Source organism: Rhizobacter sp. AJA081-3, from assembly GCF_017795745.1.
In the GTDB taxonomy this organism is placed as follows: domain Bacteria; phylum Pseudomonadota; class Gammaproteobacteria; order Burkholderiales; family Burkholderiaceae_C; genus Piscinibacter.
The window spans coordinates 2,442,327-2,461,637 of the sequence record NZ_CP059067.1 but is presented as its reverse complement, the minus strand read 5'-3'; the positions used below and the strand labels follow the sequence as shown (position 1 = coordinate 2,461,637).

At 68.8% G+C, this 19,311-nt stretch carries 23 protein-coding genes; 15 read left to right on the top strand and 8 right to left on the bottom strand.

What is annotated here, in order from left to right:
- Positions 1 to 35: 35 nt before the first annotated feature.
- The 8 genes from HZ992_RS11760 (at position 36) to HZ992_RS11725 (ending at position 6,595) form a co-directional block, all read left to right on the top strand.
- Positions 36 to 1,097, top strand: a complete 1,062-nt coding sequence (locus HZ992_RS11760) for an AI-2E family transporter (protein WP_209386815.1) — start codon at positions 36 to 38, stop codon at positions 1,095 to 1,097.
- A complete protein-coding gene (gene hda / locus HZ992_RS11755; protein ID WP_209386814.1) occupies positions 1,094 to 1,777 on the top strand; it encodes a DnaA regulatory inactivator Hda in 684 nt (227 codons plus the stop codon). The genes HZ992_RS11760 and hda overlap by 4 nt, the downstream gene beginning before the upstream one ends.
- The gene (locus HZ992_RS11750; protein ID WP_209386813.1) at positions 1,774 to 2,442 is read left to right on the top strand and encodes a histidinol-phosphatase; all 669 of its coding nucleotides are present in this window, start codon (positions 1,774 to 1,776) and stop codon (positions 2,440 to 2,442) included. Before hda ends, HZ992_RS11750 begins: the two co-directional genes overlap by 4 nt.
- Entirely contained in the window at positions 2,439 to 3,983 is a 1,545-nt protein-coding gene (gene pcnB / locus HZ992_RS11745) for a polynucleotide adenylyltransferase PcnB (RefSeq protein ID WP_209386812.1), read from the top strand. The genes HZ992_RS11750 and pcnB overlap by 4 nt, the downstream gene beginning before the upstream one ends.
- A 16-nt stretch (positions 3,984 to 3,999) precedes the next feature.
- Positions 4,000 to 4,479: a 2-amino-4-hydroxy-6-hydroxymethyldihydropteridine diphosphokinase gene (gene folK, locus HZ992_RS11740; RefSeq protein ID WP_209386811.1), complete on the top strand. Its 480-nt coding sequence runs from the start codon at positions 4,000 to 4,002 to the stop codon at positions 4,477 to 4,479.
- Positions 4,476 to 4,829: a DMT family protein gene (locus HZ992_RS11735; RefSeq protein ID WP_209386810.1), complete on the top strand. Its 354-nt coding sequence runs from the start codon at positions 4,476 to 4,478 to the stop codon at positions 4,827 to 4,829. Before folK ends, HZ992_RS11735 begins: the two co-directional genes overlap by 4 nt.
- An 82-nt stretch (positions 4,830 to 4,911) precedes the next feature.
- The gene (locus tag HZ992_RS11730; protein WP_209386809.1) at positions 4,912 to 5,559 is read left to right on the top strand and encodes a DUF47 domain-containing protein; all 648 of its coding nucleotides are present in this window, start codon (positions 4,912 to 4,914) and stop codon (positions 5,557 to 5,559) included.
- Between the two features lie 22 nt (positions 5,560 to 5,581).
- A complete protein-coding gene (locus HZ992_RS11725) occupies positions 5,582 to 6,595 on the top strand; it encodes an inorganic phosphate transporter (protein WP_209386808.1) in 1,014 nt (337 codons plus the stop codon).
- 9 nt (positions 6,596 to 6,604) lie between these two features.
- On the opposite strand, the gene HZ992_RS11720 is transcribed toward HZ992_RS11725, so the two are convergent.
- Both HZ992_RS11720 and HZ992_RS11715 read right to left on the bottom strand, forming a co-directional pair.
- Positions 6,605 to 7,054: a TM2 domain-containing protein gene (locus HZ992_RS11720; protein WP_209386807.1), complete on the bottom strand. Its 450-nt coding sequence runs from the start codon at positions 7,052 to 7,054 to the stop codon at positions 6,605 to 6,607.
- Positions 7,051 to 7,593: a GNAT family N-acetyltransferase gene (locus tag HZ992_RS11715; protein ID WP_209386806.1), complete on the bottom strand. Its 543-nt coding sequence runs from the start codon at positions 7,591 to 7,593 to the stop codon at positions 7,051 to 7,053. Before HZ992_RS11715 ends, HZ992_RS11720 begins: the two co-directional genes overlap by 4 nt.
- 162 nt (positions 7,594 to 7,755) lie before the next feature.
- Here HZ992_RS11715 and rpsP point away from each other — a divergent pair, with 162 nt between their 5' ends.
- The 6 genes from rpsP (at position 7,756) to HZ992_RS11685 (ending at position 11,703) form a co-directional block, all read left to right on the top strand.
- Entirely contained in the window at positions 7,756 to 8,004 is a 249-nt protein-coding gene (rpsP, locus tag HZ992_RS11710; protein WP_209386805.1) for a 30S ribosomal protein S16, read from the top strand.
- A 32-nt stretch (positions 8,005 to 8,036) separates the two neighbouring features.
- Positions 8,037 to 8,624, top strand: a complete 588-nt coding sequence (rimM, locus tag HZ992_RS11705) for a ribosome maturation factor RimM (RefSeq protein WP_209386804.1) — start codon at positions 8,037 to 8,039, stop codon at positions 8,622 to 8,624.
- 13 nt (positions 8,625 to 8,637) lie between these two features.
- Positions 8,638 to 9,390 carry a tRNA (guanosine(37)-N1)-methyltransferase TrmD gene (trmD, locus tag HZ992_RS11700; RefSeq protein WP_209386803.1) on the top strand — a complete coding sequence of 251 codons (753 nt, stop codon included), beginning with the start codon at positions 8,638 to 8,640 and terminating at the stop codon, positions 9,388 to 9,390.
- A gap of 97 nt (positions 9,391 to 9,487) precedes the next feature.
- Complete coding sequence (gene rplS / locus HZ992_RS11695) at positions 9,488 to 9,841, top strand: 50S ribosomal protein L19 (RefSeq protein ID WP_209386802.1); 354 nt, start codon at positions 9,488 to 9,490, stop codon at positions 9,839 to 9,841.
- A gap of 144 nt (positions 9,842 to 9,985) precedes the next feature.
- Entirely contained in the window at positions 9,986 to 10,681 is a 696-nt protein-coding gene (locus tag HZ992_RS11690) for a CoA pyrophosphatase (RefSeq protein ID WP_209386801.1), read from the top strand.
- 32 nt (positions 10,682 to 10,713) lie between these two features.
- On the top strand, positions 10,714 to 11,703 hold the full coding sequence (locus tag HZ992_RS11685; protein WP_209386800.1) for a CobD/CbiB family protein: 990 nt from the start codon (positions 10,714 to 10,716) through the stop codon (positions 11,701 to 11,703).
- A 7-nt stretch (positions 11,704 to 11,710) separates the two neighbouring features.
- Here HZ992_RS11685 and rsgA read toward each other — a convergent pair whose 3' ends face one another.
- Genes rsgA through HZ992_RS11670 form a run of 3 tightly spaced genes read right to left on the bottom strand, consistent with a single transcriptional unit; the run spans position 11,711 to position 14,244 of the window.
- Positions 11,711 to 12,619, bottom strand: a complete 909-nt coding sequence (rsgA, locus tag HZ992_RS11680; protein WP_209386799.1) for a ribosome small subunit-dependent GTPase A — start codon at positions 12,617 to 12,619, stop codon at positions 11,711 to 11,713.
- Positions 12,620 to 12,631: 12 nt separating this feature from the next.
- Positions 12,632 to 12,964: a 4a-hydroxytetrahydrobiopterin dehydratase gene (locus HZ992_RS11675; protein ID WP_209386798.1), complete on the bottom strand. Its 333-nt coding sequence runs from the start codon at positions 12,962 to 12,964 to the stop codon at positions 12,632 to 12,634.
- An 8-nt stretch (positions 12,965 to 12,972) separates the two neighbouring features.
- On the bottom strand, positions 12,973 to 14,244 hold the full coding sequence (locus tag HZ992_RS11670; RefSeq protein WP_209386797.1) for a M48 family metallopeptidase: 1,272 nt from the start codon (positions 14,242 to 14,244) through the stop codon (positions 12,973 to 12,975).
- Between the two features lie 59 nt (positions 14,245 to 14,303).
- Here HZ992_RS11670 and orn point away from each other — a divergent pair, with 59 nt between their 5' ends.
- Positions 14,304 to 14,864 carry an oligoribonuclease gene (gene orn / locus HZ992_RS11665; RefSeq protein WP_209386796.1) on the top strand — a complete coding sequence of 187 codons (561 nt, stop codon included), beginning with the start codon at positions 14,304 to 14,306 and terminating at the stop codon, positions 14,862 to 14,864.
- A gap of 6 nt (positions 14,865 to 14,870) precedes the next feature.
- Here the strand turns inward: orn and HZ992_RS11660 are convergent, their stop codons facing one another.
- From HZ992_RS11660 to HZ992_RS11650, 3 genes are all read right to left on the bottom strand, one after another.
- Positions 14,871 to 15,428 carry a DUF2087 domain-containing protein gene (locus HZ992_RS11660; RefSeq protein ID WP_209386795.1) on the bottom strand — a complete coding sequence of 186 codons (558 nt, stop codon included), beginning with the start codon at positions 15,426 to 15,428 and terminating at the stop codon, positions 14,871 to 14,873.
- A gap of 169 nt (positions 15,429 to 15,597) precedes the next feature.
- Positions 15,598 to 16,659, bottom strand: a complete 1,062-nt coding sequence (mnmH, locus tag HZ992_RS11655; RefSeq protein ID WP_209386794.1) for a tRNA 2-selenouridine(34) synthase MnmH — start codon at positions 16,657 to 16,659, stop codon at positions 15,598 to 15,600.
- Positions 16,659 to 19,304: a [protein-PII] uridylyltransferase gene (locus HZ992_RS11650; RefSeq protein WP_209386793.1), complete on the bottom strand. Its 2,646-nt coding sequence runs from the start codon at positions 19,302 to 19,304 to the stop codon at positions 16,659 to 16,661. Before HZ992_RS11650 ends, mnmH begins: the two co-directional genes overlap by 1 nt.
- Between the last annotated feature and the right edge of the window lie 7 nt (positions 19,305 to 19,311).

Sequence of the window (19,311 nt, the reverse complement as noted above, 5' to 3'; positions counted from 1 at the left end):
CCGCCGCAGGGCCGCCACGTAGAATCCGCGGCCGCATGAACCTCACTCCCCCTCAACGCCGCAGCCTCACCTGGGCCGGCCTCGCGCTGGCCGCCTCCGTGCTGCTGTGGCTGCTGGCGCCGGTGCTCACGCCCTTCATCGTCGGTGCGGTGCTGGCCTATGCGCTGCACCCCGCGGTGGAGCGATTGGCGGCTCGCCGCGTCCCGCGCCTGCTGGCGGTGCTGGGAGTCGAGGTGCTGTTCATCGTCGCCGTGCTCGCGGTGCTGCTGCTGATCGTGCCGATCATCTCGAAGGAACTGCCGCTGCTGCGCGAACAGATCCCGATCCTGGCCGACAAGCTCAATCGCAGCGTCTCGCCCTGGCTGGCGCAGTTCGGCATCAACGTGGCGCTGGACATCCCCGGCATCAAGGCTTTCGTGCTGAAGTACCTCGATGCCAACTTCGAGGACGGCCTGGCCACGGCGCTGAGCTCGGCGCGCATCGGCGGCAGCATCGTGCTGGCGGTGATTGGCAATCTCGTGCTGGTGCCGGTGGTGCTGTTCTACCTGCTCAGCGACTGGCCGCAGCTGGTGGCGCGCACGCAGGGGCTCATTCCGCCGCGCATGCGCGCGCAGGCCACGGGGTTCCTGGACGAGTGCGACGCCGTGCTCGGCCAGTACCTGCGCGGGCAGTTGCTGGTCATGCTGATCCTCGCGGCCTTCTACAGCATCGGGCTGGCGCTGTTCCGCTTCGACCTCGCCTTGCCGGTGGGTGTGTTCACCGGGCTGGCGATCTTCATTCCCTACCTCGGTTTCGGCCTGGGTCTGGTGCTCGCGCTGCTGGCCGGGCTGCTGCAGTTCGCCAGCTGGTACGGCGTGATCGCCGTCGCGGTGGTGTTCGGCATCGGCCAGGTGGTGGAGAGCCTGTTCCTCACGCCGCGCCTGGTGGGCGAGCGCATCGGCATGGACCCGCTGATGGTGATCTTCGCGCTGCTCGCCTTTGGCCACCTGTTCGGTTTCGTCGGCGTGCTGATCGCGCTGCCGGTCAGCGCGCTGATCGTGGTGGCGGTGCGCCGGCTGCGCGCCGCCTACCTCGCGAGCCCCCTTTACCGCGGATGAAGCAGCTCCCACTGGCCATCGGTGCGATCGGGGCGGGCCCCGAGCAGAGCTTCGAGAGCTATGTGCCGGGCGCGAACGGCGCCGCGCTGGCCCACCTGCGCCAGGGTGGCGTCGCCGGTGCCCCGGTGTCGTACCTGTGGGGTGCCAGCGGCACCGGCAAGACGCACCTGCTTCGCGCACTGGTGCGCCGCACGCACGAGCAGGGCCAGCGCAGCGGCTGGTTCGCGGCCTCCGACCGCCTGCCCTGGGAGCTGGACGAAGCCTGGTCGCTGGTCGTCATCGACGACTGCGACGAACTCGACGAGGCCCGTCAGCACGCCGCCTTCGCGCTCTTCGTGGACGCGGCGACGCTGGGCATTCCACTGGCGGCAGCCGGCCGCGTGCCGCCGGTGGACCTGCCGCTGCGCGAGGACCTGCGCACCCGGCTCGGCTGGGGCCACGTGTTTGCGCTGCAGCCGCTGGCCGAAGCCGAGATGCGCGCGGCGCTGCGCCGCGAGGCCGACCGCCGCGGCGTGTTTCTCTCCGACGAGGTGATGGACTACCTGCTGACGCGCTTCGAGCGCAATCTGCAGCCCTTGATGGCGCAGCTCGAGCGGCTCGACCGGTTCTCGCTGGCCAACAAGCGCGCCATCACCGTGCCGATGCTCAAGCTGATGCTCGCCGAGGAGGGTGCTGAATGAACCTGTGCCTGTTCGACCTCGACGACACGCTGATCCCGCTCGACTCCGACCACGCGTGGGGCGAGTTCGTCATCAGCCTCGGTTGGGTGGAGGAGGGCTCGTTCCGCCGTCGCAACGACGCGTTCTACGCCCAGTACAAGGCGGGCCGGCTCGACATCCATGCCTACATCGCCTTCGCCACCGAGCCGCTGCGCGAGCGTGGCCCGGCCGCCGCGGCCGCTGCGCACGCCCAGTTCATGCGAGAGGTGATCGAACCTCAGCTGCGGCCGCAGGCGCTGGCGCTGGTGCGCGAGCACCAGTCACGCGGCGACCTCGTCGCCCTGGTCACCGCCACCAACGACTTCGTCACCGCGCCGATCGCGCGCGCCTTCGGCATCGACGCGCTGATCGCCGTGCGGCTCGAACAAGGACCAGGCGGTACCATCACGGGCTGCATCGCCGGCACGCCGAGCTACCGCGAAGGCAAGGTCGTGCGCGTGGGCGAGTGGCTGGCGGAGGGCGGGCACGACTGGGGCGACTTCGAGCGCATCAGCGTGTACAGCGATTCGCCCAACGACCTGCCGCTGCTGGAGCGAGCCACCGACCCCGTCGCGACCAATCCGACACCTGCGCTCGAAACCGTGGCGCGCGAGCGCGGCTGGCGCATCCTGAGACTCTTCGAATGATCAAGAAATTCATCGACAAGCTGCTGGGCAAGACCCCCAAGACAGCCGCCGGCACGCCGCTGGGCAAGCGGATGGAAGTGCCCCAGGCCGAGCACGGCATCGATCTCGGCCTGGTCGACGAGCGCGCCATCAAGGTGGTGAAGACGCTCACCGACGCGGGGCACGAGGCCTACATCGTCGGCGGCGCGGTGCGCGACCTGCTGCTGGGCCTGCGACCGAAGGACTTCGACGTGGCCACCAACGCCACGCCCGAGCAGGTCAAGGCGCTGTTCCGCCGCGCCTTCATCATCGGCCGGCGCTTTCGCATCGTGCATGTGGTCTATGGGCGTGGGCGCGACCACGAGGTGATCGAGGTCTCGACCTTCCGTGCGCTGATCGACGCCAGCGCCGACCAGGTGGCCGGCAACGAGAAGACATCCAAAGGCGAGCTCGCCGGCAAGACCAGCGTGGTCGACGCCAGCGGCCGCGTGCTGCGCGACAACGTCTGGGGCCCGCAGATCGAGGACGCCGCGCGGCGCGACTTCACCGTCAACGCGATGTACTACGACCCGCAGCGTCAGGTGGTGATCGACTACCACGGCGGCATCAAGGATTCGAAGAAGAAGCTGCTGCGCATGATCGGCGACCCGGTCACGCGCTACCGCGAGGACCCGGTGCGCATCATCCGCGTGGTGCGCTTCGCCGCCAAGCTGGGCTTCGAGATCGAGCCCAAGACGCGTGCGCCGATCAAGGAGATGGCGGCGCTGCTCGACAACGTGCCGGCCTCGCGCACCTTCGACGAGATGATCAAGCTGCTGCAGACCGGCCACGCGCTGGCCAGCATCGAGGAGCTGCGCAAGCAGGGACTGCATCGCGGCGTGTTCCCGGTACTCGACGTGGCGCTCGACGAGGCGCATCGCCACGACGGCCGCGAGAAGTTCGTGCAGCTCGCGCTGGCCGACACCGACCGGCGCGTCGGCGAGGGCAAGCCGGTGGCGCCGAGCTTCATGCTCGCGTGCATGCTGTGGCACGACGTGCTCGACCGCTGGAACAAGCTCAAGGCCACAGGCGAACCGGCCTTCCCGGCGCTGCAGCAGGCCATCGATGCGGCCTTCGATGCGCGCATCGGCGACATCTCCGGCCGCGGCAAGCTGGCCGCCGACATGCGCGAGATCTGGATGATGCAGCCGCGCTTCGACCGGCGCTTCGGCAATACCGTGGCCGCACTGGTCGAGCAGGCGCGCTTCCGCGCGGGCTTCGACTTCCTGCGTCTGCGTGCCGATGCGGGTGAGATCGATGCCGAACTGGCCGAGTGGTGGGAAGACTATTCGCTGGGCAGCGACGAAGAGCGCGTCGCCTTGATGGAGGTCGCTCGCGAGCGCGACCATGCGCGACGCGGATCCGGCACCTCGGCCCGTGGCGGGCCAGTCTCGAGCGAAAGTGGCGGCGAGCGCGCATCCGAAGGTGCCGACCCGGCACGCAAGAAGCGCCGGCGGCGCCGCAAGCCCGCGGGCAGCGGCGGTGCGGGCGAAGCCGGGCCGGCGGCACCCGCTGCCGAGTGAGCCCACCGGCGCTGCCATGCACGTCGCCTACATCGGCCTGGGCGCCAACCTCGGCGATGCGCGGGCGGCCCTGGAGGCGGCACTGCTGGCACTCGCAGCGTTGCCGGACACGCGAGTGTTGCGGCATTCGGCGCTCTACCGCAGCGCACCCATCGAATCGAGCGGACCCGACTACCTGAACGCCGTGGCCGAGCTGGGTACCGGGCTCGGGCCGCACGCGTTGTTGCACGCCTTGCAGGCCATCGAGCGGGACCATGGCCGAGAGCGGCCCTACCGCAACGCGCCGCGCACGCTGGACCTCGATCTGCTACTGCACGACGGCCTCACGATGGAGACGCCCGAGCTGACGTTGCCGCATCCGCGTGCGCACCAGCGGGCGTTCGTGCTGCTGCCACTGGCCGAACTGGCGCCGCAGCTGCAGCTTCCGGGCCGCGGCCGGGTGGCCGAGCTGCTGGCGCAGGTGCGTGACCAGCCCATCGAGAAGGTCGCCACATGAGCAGCATTCCGATCCCTCTGCAGACCGTTGCGTTGCTGGTGGCCTCGAATGTCTTCATGACTTTCGCCTGGTACGGCCACCTGAAGAACCTGGCTGACAAACCCTGGTACACGGCCGCCTTGGTCAGCTGGGGCATCGCGCTGTTCGAGTACCTGCTTCAGGTGCCGGCCAACCGCATCGGGTACGCCGGCGGCATCACGCTGGCGCAGCTGAAGATCATGCAGGAGGTGATCACGCTGGCGGTATTCGTGCCCTTCGCGATGGTCTTCATGCACCAGCCTTTCAAGCTCGACTACGTCTGGGCGGGGCTGTGCCTGGTCGGCGCCGTCTACTTCATCTTCCGAGCTTGAGGTCGCGCGCGCGAGCGGGCGCTACACTCCCGCCCGTGACAGTGTGATGACATGCGCGTGACAACAACACGAGGGGACGAGGATGCTTTTCGGCAAGCTGCTGCCGCGTGAGGGCAATTTCTTCGAGCTGTTCAACCAGCACGGCAATCACATCGTCGAAGGGGCCCGGGCGTTCATCCTTCTGATCCAGAACTATGCCGACCCGGCCCTGCGCGAGAAGTACGGCAACGAGGTCGGCAACGCGGAGCGCAGCGCCGACCGCGTCACCGCCGAGGTGAACCGCCTGCTGCACAAGACCTTCATCACGCCGATCGACCGCGAGCAGATCCATGGCCTGATCAACGCGATGGACGACATCCTCGACCTGCTGCAAGACGCCACCGAGACCATGTCGCTCTACGATGTGCGCGCGATGACCGACGAGGTGCTGCGTCTGGGCGACCTGTCTGCCAAGTGCTGCGAGCGTGTGCAGCATGCGGTGTCGCTGCTGCCCAAGATCAGCCAGCCGGCCACCGCCGAAGCGGCGATCAAGACCTGCGAAGAAATCGACAGGCTCGAGTCGGATGCCGACCGCGTGATGCGCAGCGCGATGTCCAAGCTGTTCCGCGAAGAGACCGACGTGCGCGAGCTGATCAAGCTGAAGACGATCTACGAGCAGCTCGAATCCATCTCCGACCGCTGCGAGGACGTGGCCAATCTCATCGAGGGCGTGGTCCTCGAGAATTCCTGAGTCCGGGCCGCTCGGAGCCTTCATGGAGAACCTCCAGGCCGCCTTCTGGGTCGTCGCGATGCTGGTCGTGCTGGCGGTCGCCTTCGACTTCATGAACGGGTTCCACGACGCGGCGAACTCGATCGCCACCGTCGTCTCCACCGGCGTGCTCAAGCCGCAGCAGGCGGTTCTGTTCGCCGCCTTCTTCAATGTCGTGGCGATCTTCCTTTTCCAGCTCAAGGTCGCTGCCACGGTGGGCAAGGGCATCGTGCTGCCCGGCGTGGTCGATCACCACGTGGTGTTCGGTGCGCTGATCGGTGCGATCTTCTGGAACATCGTGACCTGGTGGTACGGCATCCCGTCGAGTTCGTCGCATGCGCTGATCGGCGGCATCGTCGGCGCCGTGATCGCCAAGGCCGGTGCCGGCGCGCTGATCGCCAGTGGCGTGCTCAAGACGGTCCTGTTCATCTTCGTCTCGCCGCTGCTGGGCTTCCTGCTCGGCTCGCTGCTGATGGTGGTGGTGGCACATCTGTTCCGGCGCGCCTCGCCATTGCGGGTGGACAACCTGTTCAGGCGGCTGCAGCTCGTCTCCGCAGGCTTGTACAGCCTCGGCCACGGCGGCAACGACGCCCAGAAGACCATCGGCATCATCTGGATGCTGTTGATCGCCACCGGCTACACCGCAGCCAGCGACAAGATGCCGCCAACCTGGGTGATCTGGACCTGCTACATCGCCATCGGCCTGGGCACCATGTTCGGCGGTTGGCGCATCGTCAAGACCATGGGCCAGAAGATCACCAAGCTGCGCCCGGTGGGTGGTTTCTGTGCCGAAACCGGCGGGGCGATGACCCTGTTCCTGGCCACGGCGCTGGGCATCCCGGTGTCGACCACGCACACCATCACCGGCGCCATCGTGGGCGTCGGCTCCGTGCGACGTGCTTCGGCGGTGCGCTGGGGCATCGCGGGCAACATCGTCTGGGCCTGGATCTTCACGATTCCGGCCTCGGCCTTCGTTGCCGGCATCTTCTACTGGATCGGCGTGGTGCTCTTCAAGTAGAGCGCCGCGTCACTGGCTGATCTTGCGAGCCTGCTCGACCTGGTACTCGAAGTAGCGCTGCCCGCTGAAGGCCACCGTCGCCATCAGCGCCGTGGCGCCCAGCAAGAGCGCGAGGATCACGCCAAGCACCGCGCCCCAGCCGGTGGCCTGCACCGCCGTGCCCGGGTTGTGCCGCTGGTCCCACTTCTCGTCGGGCGTCAGGCCGTAGACGATCGCCGCCAGCATCGCTGCGGCCAGCGCGAAACCGAGCAGCGGGATCAGGGCCCAGGCGAGCATGTCATCCTGCCCGAAGTCGTCCATGCGTTGCACGCCGTACAGGCCGATCAGCGTGGGCACGCCGTGCAGCCAGCCCCACACATCGCGAAAGCCGTTGAGATAGAAGCGGTGCAGCCCGACGCCGCCGCCGATGACGGCAATCCAGGTGGCCAGGGTCTTGGATTTGTAGTGGCTGGCGCTCATGCCGCATCTGCCGGCGCGTTGCTGTCGCCCAGGCCGAGCGACTTCTGCATCAGCACCACGTCGAGCCAGCGGCCGAACTTCCAGCCTGCCGAGCGCAGGAGGCCGGTGTGCTCGAAGCCGAGCGCGCGGTGCACGCCGATCGAACCGGCATTGGCCGAGTCGCCGATCACCGCGAGCATCTGGCGTGCCCCGGCGGCTTCGCAGCGCGCCACCAGTTCGGCCAGCAGCAGCGTGCCCACGCCCTGGCCGCGGGCGGCGTCGGCGAGGTAGATCGAGTCCTCCAGGCAGAAGCGGTAGGCGCGGCGCGGCCGGAAGTGGTTGGCGTAGGCGTAGCCCAGCACCACGCCGTCGCGTTCAGCCACCAGCCAGGGCAGCGCCTTGACAAGCACGTCGTCGCGCCGGCGGGACATTTCGGCCTCGTCGGGCACATCGAGCTCGAAGGTGCCGGTGCCGTTGAGCACGTTCCAGCCGTAGATGGCGGTGATGGCGGGCAGGTCGGCGGCCTCGCTGGGGCGGATCACGAGAGGGGAGGGGGTCATCGAAGCGGCAGGTCGTTCGCGAGGGCGTCTATAATGCCGGGTTTTGCTGCTGGCCGGTCGGGTGATCGGCGTATCTACGGCAGCAAGTCGACGAACACCCGATCTGTCCGAGTCAGCGTGTCTCCTGGCGTGGCGGATCACCCCAGATTCAAGGAAACAGTCATGGTCGTGATCCGACTCTCCCGCGGTGGCGCCAAGAAGCGTCCGTTCTACAACATCGTCGTCGCCGACTCGCGCGAGCGCCGTGATGGCCGCTTCATCGAGCGCGTGGGCTTCTACAACCCCGTCGCCTCCGGTGCCGAGCAGCCGCTGCGCGTGGCTTTCGACCGCGTCGAGTTCTGGTCCGGCAACGGCGCCCAGCTGTCGCCGACGGTGGCTCGCCTCGTCGCGCAGGCCAAGGCGGCTGCCTGAGGCTGAGCCCTGACGTGGGCGCGGCAGCGGCCGTGACGCAACCGACGTCCGCTGCCGAGCCCGCCTGGCCCGACGATGCCGTCGAGGTCGGGCGCATCATCGGCGCCTGGGGTGTGAAGGGCTGGTTCAAGGTCCAGGCCTTCGCCACCGACCCGCAGGCGCTGTTTTCCTCTCGCCGCTGGTTCCTGCGGCCGCCCGAAGAGCCGCGCATCTCCCGGCCGAACGGTGCCGAAGCGTTTCCCCCGTACCTGAAGATCGCCGAATCGCGCGAGCACGGCGAATGGGTGGTGGCGCGCACGCTCGACGTGATCGATCGCAGCGGCGCCGAGGCCTTGCGCGGCGCCCGGGTCTTCGTGTCGCGCGCCAGTTTCCCGACCGCCGGTGCCGACGAGTTCTACTGGGTCGACCTGATGGGGCTGGCCGTGATCAACCGGCAGGACGAGCCCTTGGGCCAGGTCGTCGGACTGATCGACACCGGCGCGCACAGCGTGCTGCGCGTGTTGCCCGAAGGTGCCCAGGGCGAAGCTGCCGAACGGCTGATCCCGTTCGTCGCGCAGTACATCGACGAGGTCAGCCTCGAGCAGCGGCGCGTCCGCGTCGATTGGGGCCTGGACTTCTGAGCCGGGCGCGGCCATGCGCTTCGACGTCGTCACGTTGTTCCCCGAGCTCTTTGCGCCGCACTTCACGGTCGGCGTGACGCGGCGCGCGTTCGAGACCTGCCAGGTCGAGGTCAAGCTCTGGCCGTTGCGCGACTTTGCCGACGACAACTACCGCCGCGTCGACGACCGCCCTTACGGCGGCGGGCCGGGCATGGTGATGCTGGCCGAACCGCTGGAGCGTGCCTTGACGGCCTTGCGCGCCGATCGGGCTGCCCCGGCGCCGGTGGTGCATTTCACGCCCACTGGCCGCCGCATCGACCAGGCGCTGATCCAGGAATTCGCCGCCGGCGCCGGGGCGATCCTGCTGTGCGGCCGCTACGAAGGCATCGACCAGCGTGTGCTGGACCGCCATGTCGACGTCGAACTGAGCCTGGGCGACTTCGTGCTCTCCGGTGGCGAACTGCCGGCCCTGGCGCTGCTCGACGGCGTGGCGCGGCTGCAGGAGGGCGTGCTGGGCGATGCGCGCTCGCACGAGCAGGACAGCTTCTCGGACGGCCTGCTCGACTGCCCGCACTACAGCCGCCCGGAAATGCTGGGGCAGGGCGCCGAGGCCCGGCCGGTGCCGCCGGTGCTGCTCTCGGGTCACCACGCTGAAATCGCCCGCTGGCGGCGCGAGCGTTCGCTTGAGCTGACGGCACGGCGCCGGCCCGACCTGATCGCCGCGGCGCGGGCTGCCGGGCGGCTGACTCCCGCCGACGAGAAGTATCTCGCCAGCCTCGGGCTATAATCACAGGCTTTTCGATCCTCTGCCGGGCATGGCAGCGGGCTTCATGCCCAGCTGCCGCCACATTCCAACACCCCCGGGCACGATCATTGGAGAACCCATGGACCTGATCCAGACCCTCGAGCGGGAAGAAATCACCCGTCTCAACAAGACCATCCCCGAATTCGCCCCCGGCGACACCGTGATCGTCAGCGTGAACGTCGTCGAAGGCACCCGCAAGCGCGTGCAGGCCTACGAAGGTGTCGTGATCGCCAAGCGCAACCGCGGCCTGAACAGCAGCTTCATCGTGCGCAAGATCTCCAGCGGCGAAGGCGTGGAGCGTACGTTCCAGCTGTACAGCCCGCTGATCGCCACGATCGAGGTGAAGCGCCGCGGCGACGTGCGCCGCGCCAAGCTGTACTACCTGCGCCAGCGCTCGGGCAAGTCGGCGCGAATCAAGGAGAAGCTGGCCTGACCCTTCGGGTCAGCCCGCCGCTCAGCGGCGGGTCGCGCGCAGCGCGAAGCCAGCTTCCGACGTGACCCGGCGCAGCCGGACGCGTCACAAGCTGGCCCCTAGGTCACCGAGCCGCCCCCTGGGGCGGCTTCGTCATTCAAGCCCATGACACGCCCGCCCATCCTCGATCCGCAGTCGGTGCCCGTGCTCGGCACGGACGCGCACCTGAGCGCGGTGCCGGCCGATCGGCTGCGCGCCGATTCGCTGCGTCGGCGTTTCGGCGGTGCGGCCGGCTGGGAGCCGGAGATTCCCGGCGACGGGCGCCTGTTCGCCGACCGCACGCCGGCCCATGCCTCGGTGCTGGTGCCGTTGGTGGCCCGCGCGGCCGGGCCGACGGTGCTGCTCACGCGCCGCACCGACCACCTGCGCGACCACGCCGGCCAGATCAGCTTCCCTGGGGGGCGCGCCGAAGACAGCGACGACGACGTGGTGCACACCGCGCTGCGCGAGGCGCAGGAGGAGGTCGGCCTGGCCGCCGAGCATGTCGACGTGATCGGCGCGCTGCCTGTCTACACCACCGTGACCGGCTTCATCGTCACGCCGGTGGTGGCCCTGGTGCAGCCCGGCTTCACGCTGGCACTCGATGAGTTCGAGGTGGCCGAGGCCTTCGAGGTGCCGCTGGCCTTCCTGATGGATCCGGCGCACCACCAGCGCCACGAATTCGAGTTCGCCGGCGTTCAGCGGCGCTTCCTGTCCATGCCCTGGGAGGGTCCGGGGGCCGATGGGCAGGTGCGCCGCTACTTCATCTGGGGCGCCACGGCCGCCATGCTGCGCAACCTCTACGCCTTCCTGGCCGCCTGAGGCGCGCGCAGGGGCCGGTATCATCGATCGGGATGAGTTTCTTCGCCGTCCTGTTCGCGCTGCTGATCGAACAACTCAAGCCCCTGCCGCGCGGCAATGTCATCCATGACACGCTGACCGGCTGGATGCGCTGGGCGGGCCGCAACTTCGACGCCGGCCGCGAGCACCACGCCTGGGTGGTGTGGGGCATCACGGTGCTGGTGCCGGCGCTGGCCACCGTGGCGATCTACAAGCTGTTCGGCCATTTCAGCCTGCTGCTCGCGCTGGGCTGGAACGTGGCGGTGCTCTACCTCACGCTGGGCTTCCGCCAGTTCAGCCACTACTACACCGACATCCGCGACGCACTGGATCGCGGCGACGAGAACGAGGCGCGCCGCCTGCTCGCGCAGTGGCGCCACCTCGATGCCAGCGAGCTGCCGCGCACCGAGCTGCTGCGCCACGTCATCGAACATTCGCTGCTGGCCGCGCACCGCCATGTGTTCGGCGTGTTCTTCTGGTTCGTGCTGCTGTCGGCGCTGGGCCTCGGGCCGGCTGGGGCGGTGCTGTACCGCATGGCCGAGCTGGCCAGCCGCTACTGGGCCTTCAAGAGCCGCACCGTCGGCGTACCGGTGAACGAGCGGCTGATGAAGCTCTCGCAGTGGCTGTTCGGACTGATCGACCATGTGCCGGCGCGCCTGACGGCCTTCGGCTTCGCGGTGGTCGGCAATTTCGAGGAGGCCATCACCTGCTGGCGCCGCGACGCCTGGCTGTGGAAGCACGAGAATGAAGGCATCATCCTCGCCGCCGCTGCAGGTGCCGTGGGCGTGCAGCTCGGCGGCAGCGCGGCACCGGGCATCACGCCCGATCGCTCCAAGACCTTCGAAGCAGGCGCCTTGCCCGAGAGTGCCGGTGCCGAAGGCTCGACGCCGGGCCTGCCGCCGGTGGCCGGCCACCTGCGCAGCGTCGTCGGCCTGGTGTGGCGCTCGGTGGTGCTGTGGATGCTGCTGCTGGCCTTGCTGTCACTGGCCAACCTCATCGGTTGAAGCCAGCTCAGTAGCGTGAGCGCTGAAGCTCCGCGAGGATTTCCGTGTAGATGCGGTGCCGCTGCTCGGTGATCTCGCCGCGCGCCACCGCCGCCAGCACGCCGCAGCCCGGCTCCTTCACATGGGTGCAGTTGTAGAAGCGGCATAACGTCGACGGCTCGCGGAAGTCGGCCATCAGCGCCGGCAGTTGCTGCGCGTCGACCTGCCTGAGACCGAACTCCTGGAAGCCCGGCGAGTCGATCAGCGCACTGGTGCGGGCTTCGTCGATCCAGTACCAGGCCGTGGTCGTGGTCGTGTGCCGCCCCGAGTTCAGCACGCGCGAGATCTCGCCGACCTGCGCGCTCGCGTGCGGAACGAGCAGGTTTATCAGCGTGCTCTTGCCCGTGCCGCTGGGGCCCAGCACCAGGGTCGCCTTGCCTTGCAGCAGCGGCGACAGCATGTCGCGACTCGGCCCGGGCTGGGCCTTGAGCGCCATCTCGTGCACCGCGATGCCCATGGCCGCGTACGGCGCGAGCCGCTTGCGGGCGGTGTCGATGGCGGGCAGGTCGGCCTTGTTCAGCACGATGGCGGCCGGGATGCCGGCGGCCTCGGCGGCAATCAGCGCACGCGCCAGCTGCGACTCGCTGAACACCGGTTCGGCGGCGACCAGTACAAGAAGTTGATCGAGATTGGCGGCGAAGGACTTGGTCTTCCAGTCGTCCTGGCGGAACAGCAGGTTGCGCCGCGGCTCCACCGCCTCGATCACGCCTTCGCCGCCGCCGGCGGGCATCCAGCGCACGCGGTCGCCGACCACGCAGTCGCTCTTCTTGCCCCGCGGCGAGCAGGTCAGCCGGGTGCCTTCAGGCGTTTCGACGGTGTAGTGGCGGCCATGGCCGGCGACCACCAGCCCGATGTCGAGTTCGACGGCGCGGTTCAATGGGTGCCGGGCTCAGGCGACGAAGGCCACCAGCGCATCGGCCTTGGCCGCGCAGATGAAATCGTTGATCGAGATGCCGCCCACCGAGTGGGTGTCGAAGCGCACCACGCAGCGGTCGTAGAAGACGCGCAGCTCGGGGTGGTGGTCTTCGGTGTTGGCGATCCAGCCCAGTGCGTTCACGAAACCCAGGGTCTCGTGGTAGTTCCTGAAGTTGAAGGTCTTCTCGATCGCGCCGCTGGAAAGGTGCCAGCCGCTGACCTGCGCCAGATGGTCGCGGATCGCCTCAGGATTCATCGCCGTGCCGCCCTCGAGCGCCTTGCAGCGTTGGTTCAGCAGATTGCTCATGGGGGGCCTCAGGCCGGTTGATGTCGCATTGCCGCGAGCCGCTCGGAGGCCGGCGGGTGCGAGTAGTAGAACTTCACGTAGACCGGGTCGGGCGTCAGCGTGGCAGCGTTGTCCTCGTGCAGCTTCAGCAGCGCGGAGGAGAGATCGACACCGCTGGCCTGCGCGCACGCATAGGCGTCAGCCTGGAACTCGTGACGGCGTGACAGCTGCGCGAGCAGCGGCGAGACGAAGAAGCCGAACACCGGCGTGACGAGCAGGAACAGCAACAGCGCCAGCGCATCGTTCGGCGCGCCGATGCCGGGCTGCACGCCCAACCCCTGGTAGAACCAGGCCTGCCCCGACAGCCAGCCCAGCAGCGCGAAGCCCGCCAGGCTGAGCCCGAACATCGCCGCGATGCGCTTGATCACGTGCCGGTGCTTGAAGTGGCCGAGCTCGTGGGCCAGCACGGCCTCCACCTCGCCGGGAGAGAGCTTGTTCAGCAGCGTATCGAAGAAGACCACGCGCTTGGCCGCGCCGAAGCCGGTGAAGTAGGCATTGGCGTGGGCCGAGCGCTTGCTGCCGTCCATCACGAACAGCCCCTTGGCGGTGAATCCGCAGCGCGCCATCAGCGCCTGCACGCGCGCCCTGAGCGACTCGTCGGCCAGCGGCTCGAACTTGTTGAACAGCGGCGCGATCACGGTCGGGTAGAGCACCAGGATCAGCAGGTTGAAGCCCATCCAGGCGCCCCAGGCCCACAGCCACCACAGCGGCCCGGTGGCGCCCATGATCCACAGGATCAGCGCGGCGATCGGCAAGCCGATGATCACGCCGACCAGCAGGTTCTTCATCGCGTCTGCCAGATAGAGCTTCCATGTCATTCGGTTGAAGCCGAAACGCTGCTCGATGCGGAAGGTGCTGTACAGGTCGAAGGGCAAGTCGAGCAGGCCGCCGATCGCCGCGAAGGCGGCCAGAAGCGCGAGCTGGTAGCCCATGTCGCCCAGGCGCGGATGCACGACCTCGCGCACGGCGCCGTTGACCGCGTCGAGCCCGCCCAGCAGCGTCCAGCCGAGCAGCACCGCGGCGCCGAAGGCCGTGCTCAGCAGACCGAAGCGGCCCTTGGCGAGCGTGTAGTCGGCGGCTTTCTGGTGTGCGGCGAGCGGGATGGTCGCCGCGAAGGTGGCTGGCACGGCGTTGCGGTGCAGGGCCACGTGGCGCATCTGCCGGGTGGCGAGCCAGTACTTCAGCGCCATGGCACCGAGCAGCGCGGCGATGAAGACCAGGGTCAGGATGGAAGCTTGCATGGCCGCAAGTGTAGAACTGAGAGAATGCCCCCGCCCCGCCACTGAGAGAGACGGTTTCGATGAGCGAAAGCCTGCTGACACCGAGCAACGAGAACCTGATCTGGATCGACCTCGAGATGACCGGCCTGGTGCCCGAGCGCGACCGGGTCATCGAAGTCGCCGTGGTCGTGACCGACGCGAACCTGAACCACCGCACCGAAGGCCCGGTGTTCGCCATCCACCAGAGCGATGCCACGCTCGACGCGATGGACGCCTGGAACAAGGGAACGCACGGCCGCAGCGGCCTGACCGAGCGCGTGAAGGCCTCCACCGTCGACGAGGCGTCGGCATCGGCACAGCTGATCGAGTTCCTCAAGCGCTACGTGCCGGCGGGCAAGTCGCCGATGTGCGGCAACAGCATCTGCCAGGACCGGCGCTTCCTGGCCATCCACATGCCGGCGCTGGAGGCGTTCTTCCATTACCGCAACCTCGACGTCAGCACGCTCAAGGAGCTGGCGCGGCGCTGGAAGCCGGACATCCTGGCCGGCTTCAAGAAGGCCCAGGCGCACACCGCGCTGGCCGACATCCACGAGTCGATCGAAGAGCTCGCGTACTACCGCGAGCATTTCCTCGCCAAGTGACCCGGCTCAGCCCGGCGAGCCCCGAGCGCGCAGCGCCCGCATCAGCGCCATCGCTTCGGCATCGGGCCGGCGCGGCAGCTTGCGGTACTCGGCGCCGCCGTCAGTGCGCGCGAGCATCTTCATCTCGACGAGCTCGCGGCGCAGCGTGCAGTGGTCGCCGAACAGGTGCCAGGCGTTCAGCACCTCGTTGACCTCGCGTTCGCTGTAGCGGCGCCGTGCGTCGAAGCGCATCCACAGCCCCCACAGCATCAGCCGCTGCACGCTGTACTTGATCGGCCAGCGGATGACGCGGCCGTGCGCGTCGAACTGGCGCAGCGCCTTGGCCGCTGTATCGCTCAGCGCAGCTGGCGGTGGGGGTGGGACCGGCACGGCGGCTGCCGGCACCGGCCGCGCCTTCAGGCTCTGGAAGTTGCGGTAGCCCGCGGCACGCGCGAGCATGTTCAACAGCTCCACGTGGCCGGGCGGGCGCTGCGCCTGCTCGTGGGTCTGCTTCAATTCGCGGCCGAGGGACTTCGCGAAACTGGAGATGTCTGCCGCATGCAGCGGCACGTCGATACGGGGCATGATGGTCTCTCGTTGCTCATGCGCCAAGCTCGCGAAGCGAGCCGCCGGGGGTTGCCGACTTCCGGCCCGGCGCACGAAGAACGTGACCAAGCATCGGGGGTGATGGCAGGTTGAGCTCGCACGGAGTGCGCGGCAACGCCTGGGTGAACTGCCGACCGGAGCCAGGATTCTAGGCCAGCGCGGACACCTGTCGCGCGGCGGCGTCCAGCGAGGCCGCGCTGCCGTCCCAATCGAGGGCCAGCAGCGGCTGCGCGAAGCCGGCGAAGTTGCGCTTCATCGACTGCAGGTAGACCGGGTCATAGTGGCTGACCAGCAGGTCGCGCACCACCGCGCGCGTCCGGCCGGCACGCGCGGCCTCCTGCCAGCCGTTGACCACTTCGTTGCCGCGCAGCACGCGCAGCGCGTCCAGGCGGGCGCAGAAGGTGTCGGTGTCGCGCACGAAGAAGTCGTAGTCCTCGATCAGCAACTGCACGCGGCCTTCCAGCGACAGGTCGAGCCGGATGCACGGCGAGGCCCTCATGCGCTCGATCAGCTTCTCGGGCACGCGCAGGTCGCCGACCTTCTTGCTCTCGCTCTCGACGATCACCGGCCGCGCCGGGTCGAAGCGGCGCAGCGCGTCCCACACGTGCGACTCGAACTGCTTCTGCCCCGGCTGCGGGCTGCCGGGCACCAGGCCGAGCACCGAGCCGCGGTGGTTGGCCAGCAATTCCAGGTCGAGCACCTGCACGCTTCCGGTCTCGGCCAGGCGCTGCAGCAGCCGGCTCTTGCCCGAACCGGTGGTGCCGCAGACGACGCGGAAGTCGAAACGCTGCGGCAGTTCCTCGAGCGCGGCGATCACGGCACGCCGGAACTCCCGGTAGCCGCCCTCGAGCAGGTGCACCCGAAAGCCGATCGCCGACAGCACCGTGGCCAGCGAGCCGCTGCGCTGGCCGCCGCGCCAGCAGTAGACCAGCGGCGTCCAGTCCTTGGGCTTGTCCAGGCACTCGCGCTCGATGTGCGCGGCGATGTTGCGCGCGGCCAGCACCGCGCCGCGCTTGCGCGCCGTGAAGGGCGAGACCTGCTTGTACTCGGTGCCGACCAGCGCGCGCTCGGCGTCGTTGAGCGTCGGCCAGTTGATCGCGCCGGGCAGACGGTCCTCGGCGTATTCGCTCTCGGATCGCGCGTCGATCACCGCGTCGAACTCGGCCAGCCGCAGCAGCGCGTCGGGCGCCGGAATGGAGACGATGGGCATCAGGGACTGATCGCGTCGAGCAGCTCGCTCTCGATCTCGATCTGCTTGCGGTTCTGCTGCAGCGCCGAGCCGTCGATGAGGAAGGTGTCTTCCACCCGCTCGCCCAGCGTGGTGATCTTGGCCAGCTGCAGGTTGACATGGTGGCGAGCCAGCACGCGGGCGATGGCGTAGAGCAGGCCCGAGCGGTCGCTGGTCGACACGCCGAGCAGCCAGCGTTGCGCACGCTCGTCGGGCCGCAGCGTGATGCGCGGCGTGATCGGGAAGGACTTGACTCGCCGCGAGATGCGCCCGCGGCTCGGCTCGGGCAGCGGCCCGGTGGCGTCAAGCGCATGCGCGAGCTGCGTCTCGACCAGCGAGATCAGGTCGCGGTAGTGCGCTGTGTCCTGGCCCTCGAGCTGCGGGCTGGTGACCTGGAAGGTGTCGAGCGCATATCCGGTGCGCGTGGTGTGGACCTTGGCGTCCAGGATGTTGAAGCCGGCGCCGTCGAAGTAGCCGCAGATGCGCGCAAAGAGGTCCGGGCGGTCGGGCGAGTAGACGAGCACCTGCAGGCCTTCGCCCAGCGACGAGGGCCGTGCCTTGACGATCGGCTCGGGTGCCTGGACGTGGCGGAACAGCGAGCGCGCATGCCATGCGATGTCGCCGGCGTCGTGGCGCGCGAAGTAGCTCACCTCCAGCGTCTTCCACAGCGGCCCTTCGGTGTCGGGCAACATCGAGTGCAGGTTCAGCAGGTGGCGCGCCTCTTCCTTGCGCGCCTCGATCTCGGCGTCGAGGTTGGGCTTGGCGCCACCCAGCGCGCGCAACGTCTGGCGGTACAGGTCTTCGAGCAGCTTGCCCTTCCAGGCGTTCCAGACCTTCGGGCTGGTGCCGCGGATGTCGGCCACGGTCAGCAGGTACAGGCCAGTCAGGTAGCGCGGCGTGTCCACGCGGCGGGCGAAGTCCTCGATGACGTCGGGGTCCGACAGGTCTTCCTTCTGCGCGATGCGCGACATGCGCAGGTGCTCACGCACCAGGAACTCGATCAGCGCGGCGTCTTCGCGGTCGATGCCGTGGTCGCGGCAGAAGCGCCGCACCTCGGTGGCGCCGAGCTCCGAATGGTCGCCGCCGCGGCCCTTGGCCACGTCGTGGAAGAGGGCGGCCACGTACAGCACCCAGGGCTTGTCCCAGGTGAGCGCGAGCTGGGTGCAGAACGGGTACTCGTGGGCGTGCTCGGGGATGAAGAAGCGCCGCACGTTGCGAAGCACCATCAGGATGTGCTGGTCCACGGTGTAGACGTGGAACAGGTCGTGCTGCATCTGCCCGACGATGCGGCGGAACACCCACAGGTAGCGGCCCAGCACCGAAGTCTGGTTCAGCAGCCGGAAGGCGTGCGTCTGGCCTTCGGGCTCCTGCAGGATCTGCATGAAGGTCGCACGGTTGACCGGGTCGCTGCGGAACGCCGCCCCCATCTGGTCGCGCGAGTTGTACAGGGCACGCAGCGTGCGCGCCGACAGGCCGTTGATGCCGGCCGCACGCTGGTGCGTGAGGAAGGTCTCCAGGATCGCATGCGGCTTGCGCAGGTACAGGTCGTCGCTGACCACTTCGAGCACGCCCGCGCGTTCGAGGAAGTCTTCGCTGATCGGCCGCATCGGCGCGTGCTGCGAACCCTCGACATGCTCCTCGATGTTGAGCATGAGGATCTGGTTGAGCTGCGCCACCGCCTTGGCCGCCCAGTAGTAGCGGCGCATCAGCACTTCCGAGGCCCGCTGCCCCGGCGCCGACTGGTAGCCGAAGCTCTCGGCCACCGCGGTCTGCAGGTCGAACACGAGCCGGTCCTCGCGGCGGCCGGCGATCATGTGCAGCCGCGCGCGGATCAGCTTGAGCAGGCCCTCGCTGCGCTGCAACTGCTTGACCTCGAAGGGCGTGATCAGCCCCTTGGCGGCCAGCTCGTTCCAGCTCTTGCCCAGGCCCGCGGCGCGCGCCACCCAGATCACCACCTGCAGGTCGCGCAGGCCGCCCGGGCTTTCCTTGCAGTTGGGCTCCAGCGCGTAGGGCGTGTCCTCGTACTTCTGGTGGCGCTGGCGCATCTCCAGCGTCTTGGCGCGCAGGAAGGCCTTGGGGTCCATGGCCCGCGTGTTGGCATGGCGGAAGGTGGTGAAGACGCGCCGCGATCCGCACAGGTAGCGCGACTCGAGCAGCGCCGTCTGCACGGTCACGTCACGCTCGGCCTCGGCGATGCACTCGTCGACCGTGCGCACGCTCGAGCCGATCTCCAGGCCGACGTCCCAGCAGGCGGTGATGAAGCCTTCGATCGCGGCCTGCGTTTGGCCAGCTTCGTGATCGGGCTGGCGCACCGCGGCCGGCGGCAGCAGCACCAGCACGTCGACGTCGGAATGCGGGAACAGCTCGCCGCGGCCGTAGCCGCCCACCGCGAGCAGCGCGGCGCCGGCGGGCATGCCGGCGCGATCCCACAGTGCCACCAGCGTGGCGTCGACATGGCGCGCCAGCGCCTTCAGCAGCCGCGTGGCCGCCGGCGCCGTGGGGCGCGACTCGCCGAAGTGCCGCAGCAGCTCGGCCTTGCCCTGGCGGAATCGGCCGCGCAGTTCCGCCACGCTGGCGGCGGCAGCCGCAGCCGGCGGCTCGAGGCGATCGGGAACGGCCGCAGCCACGAACGCA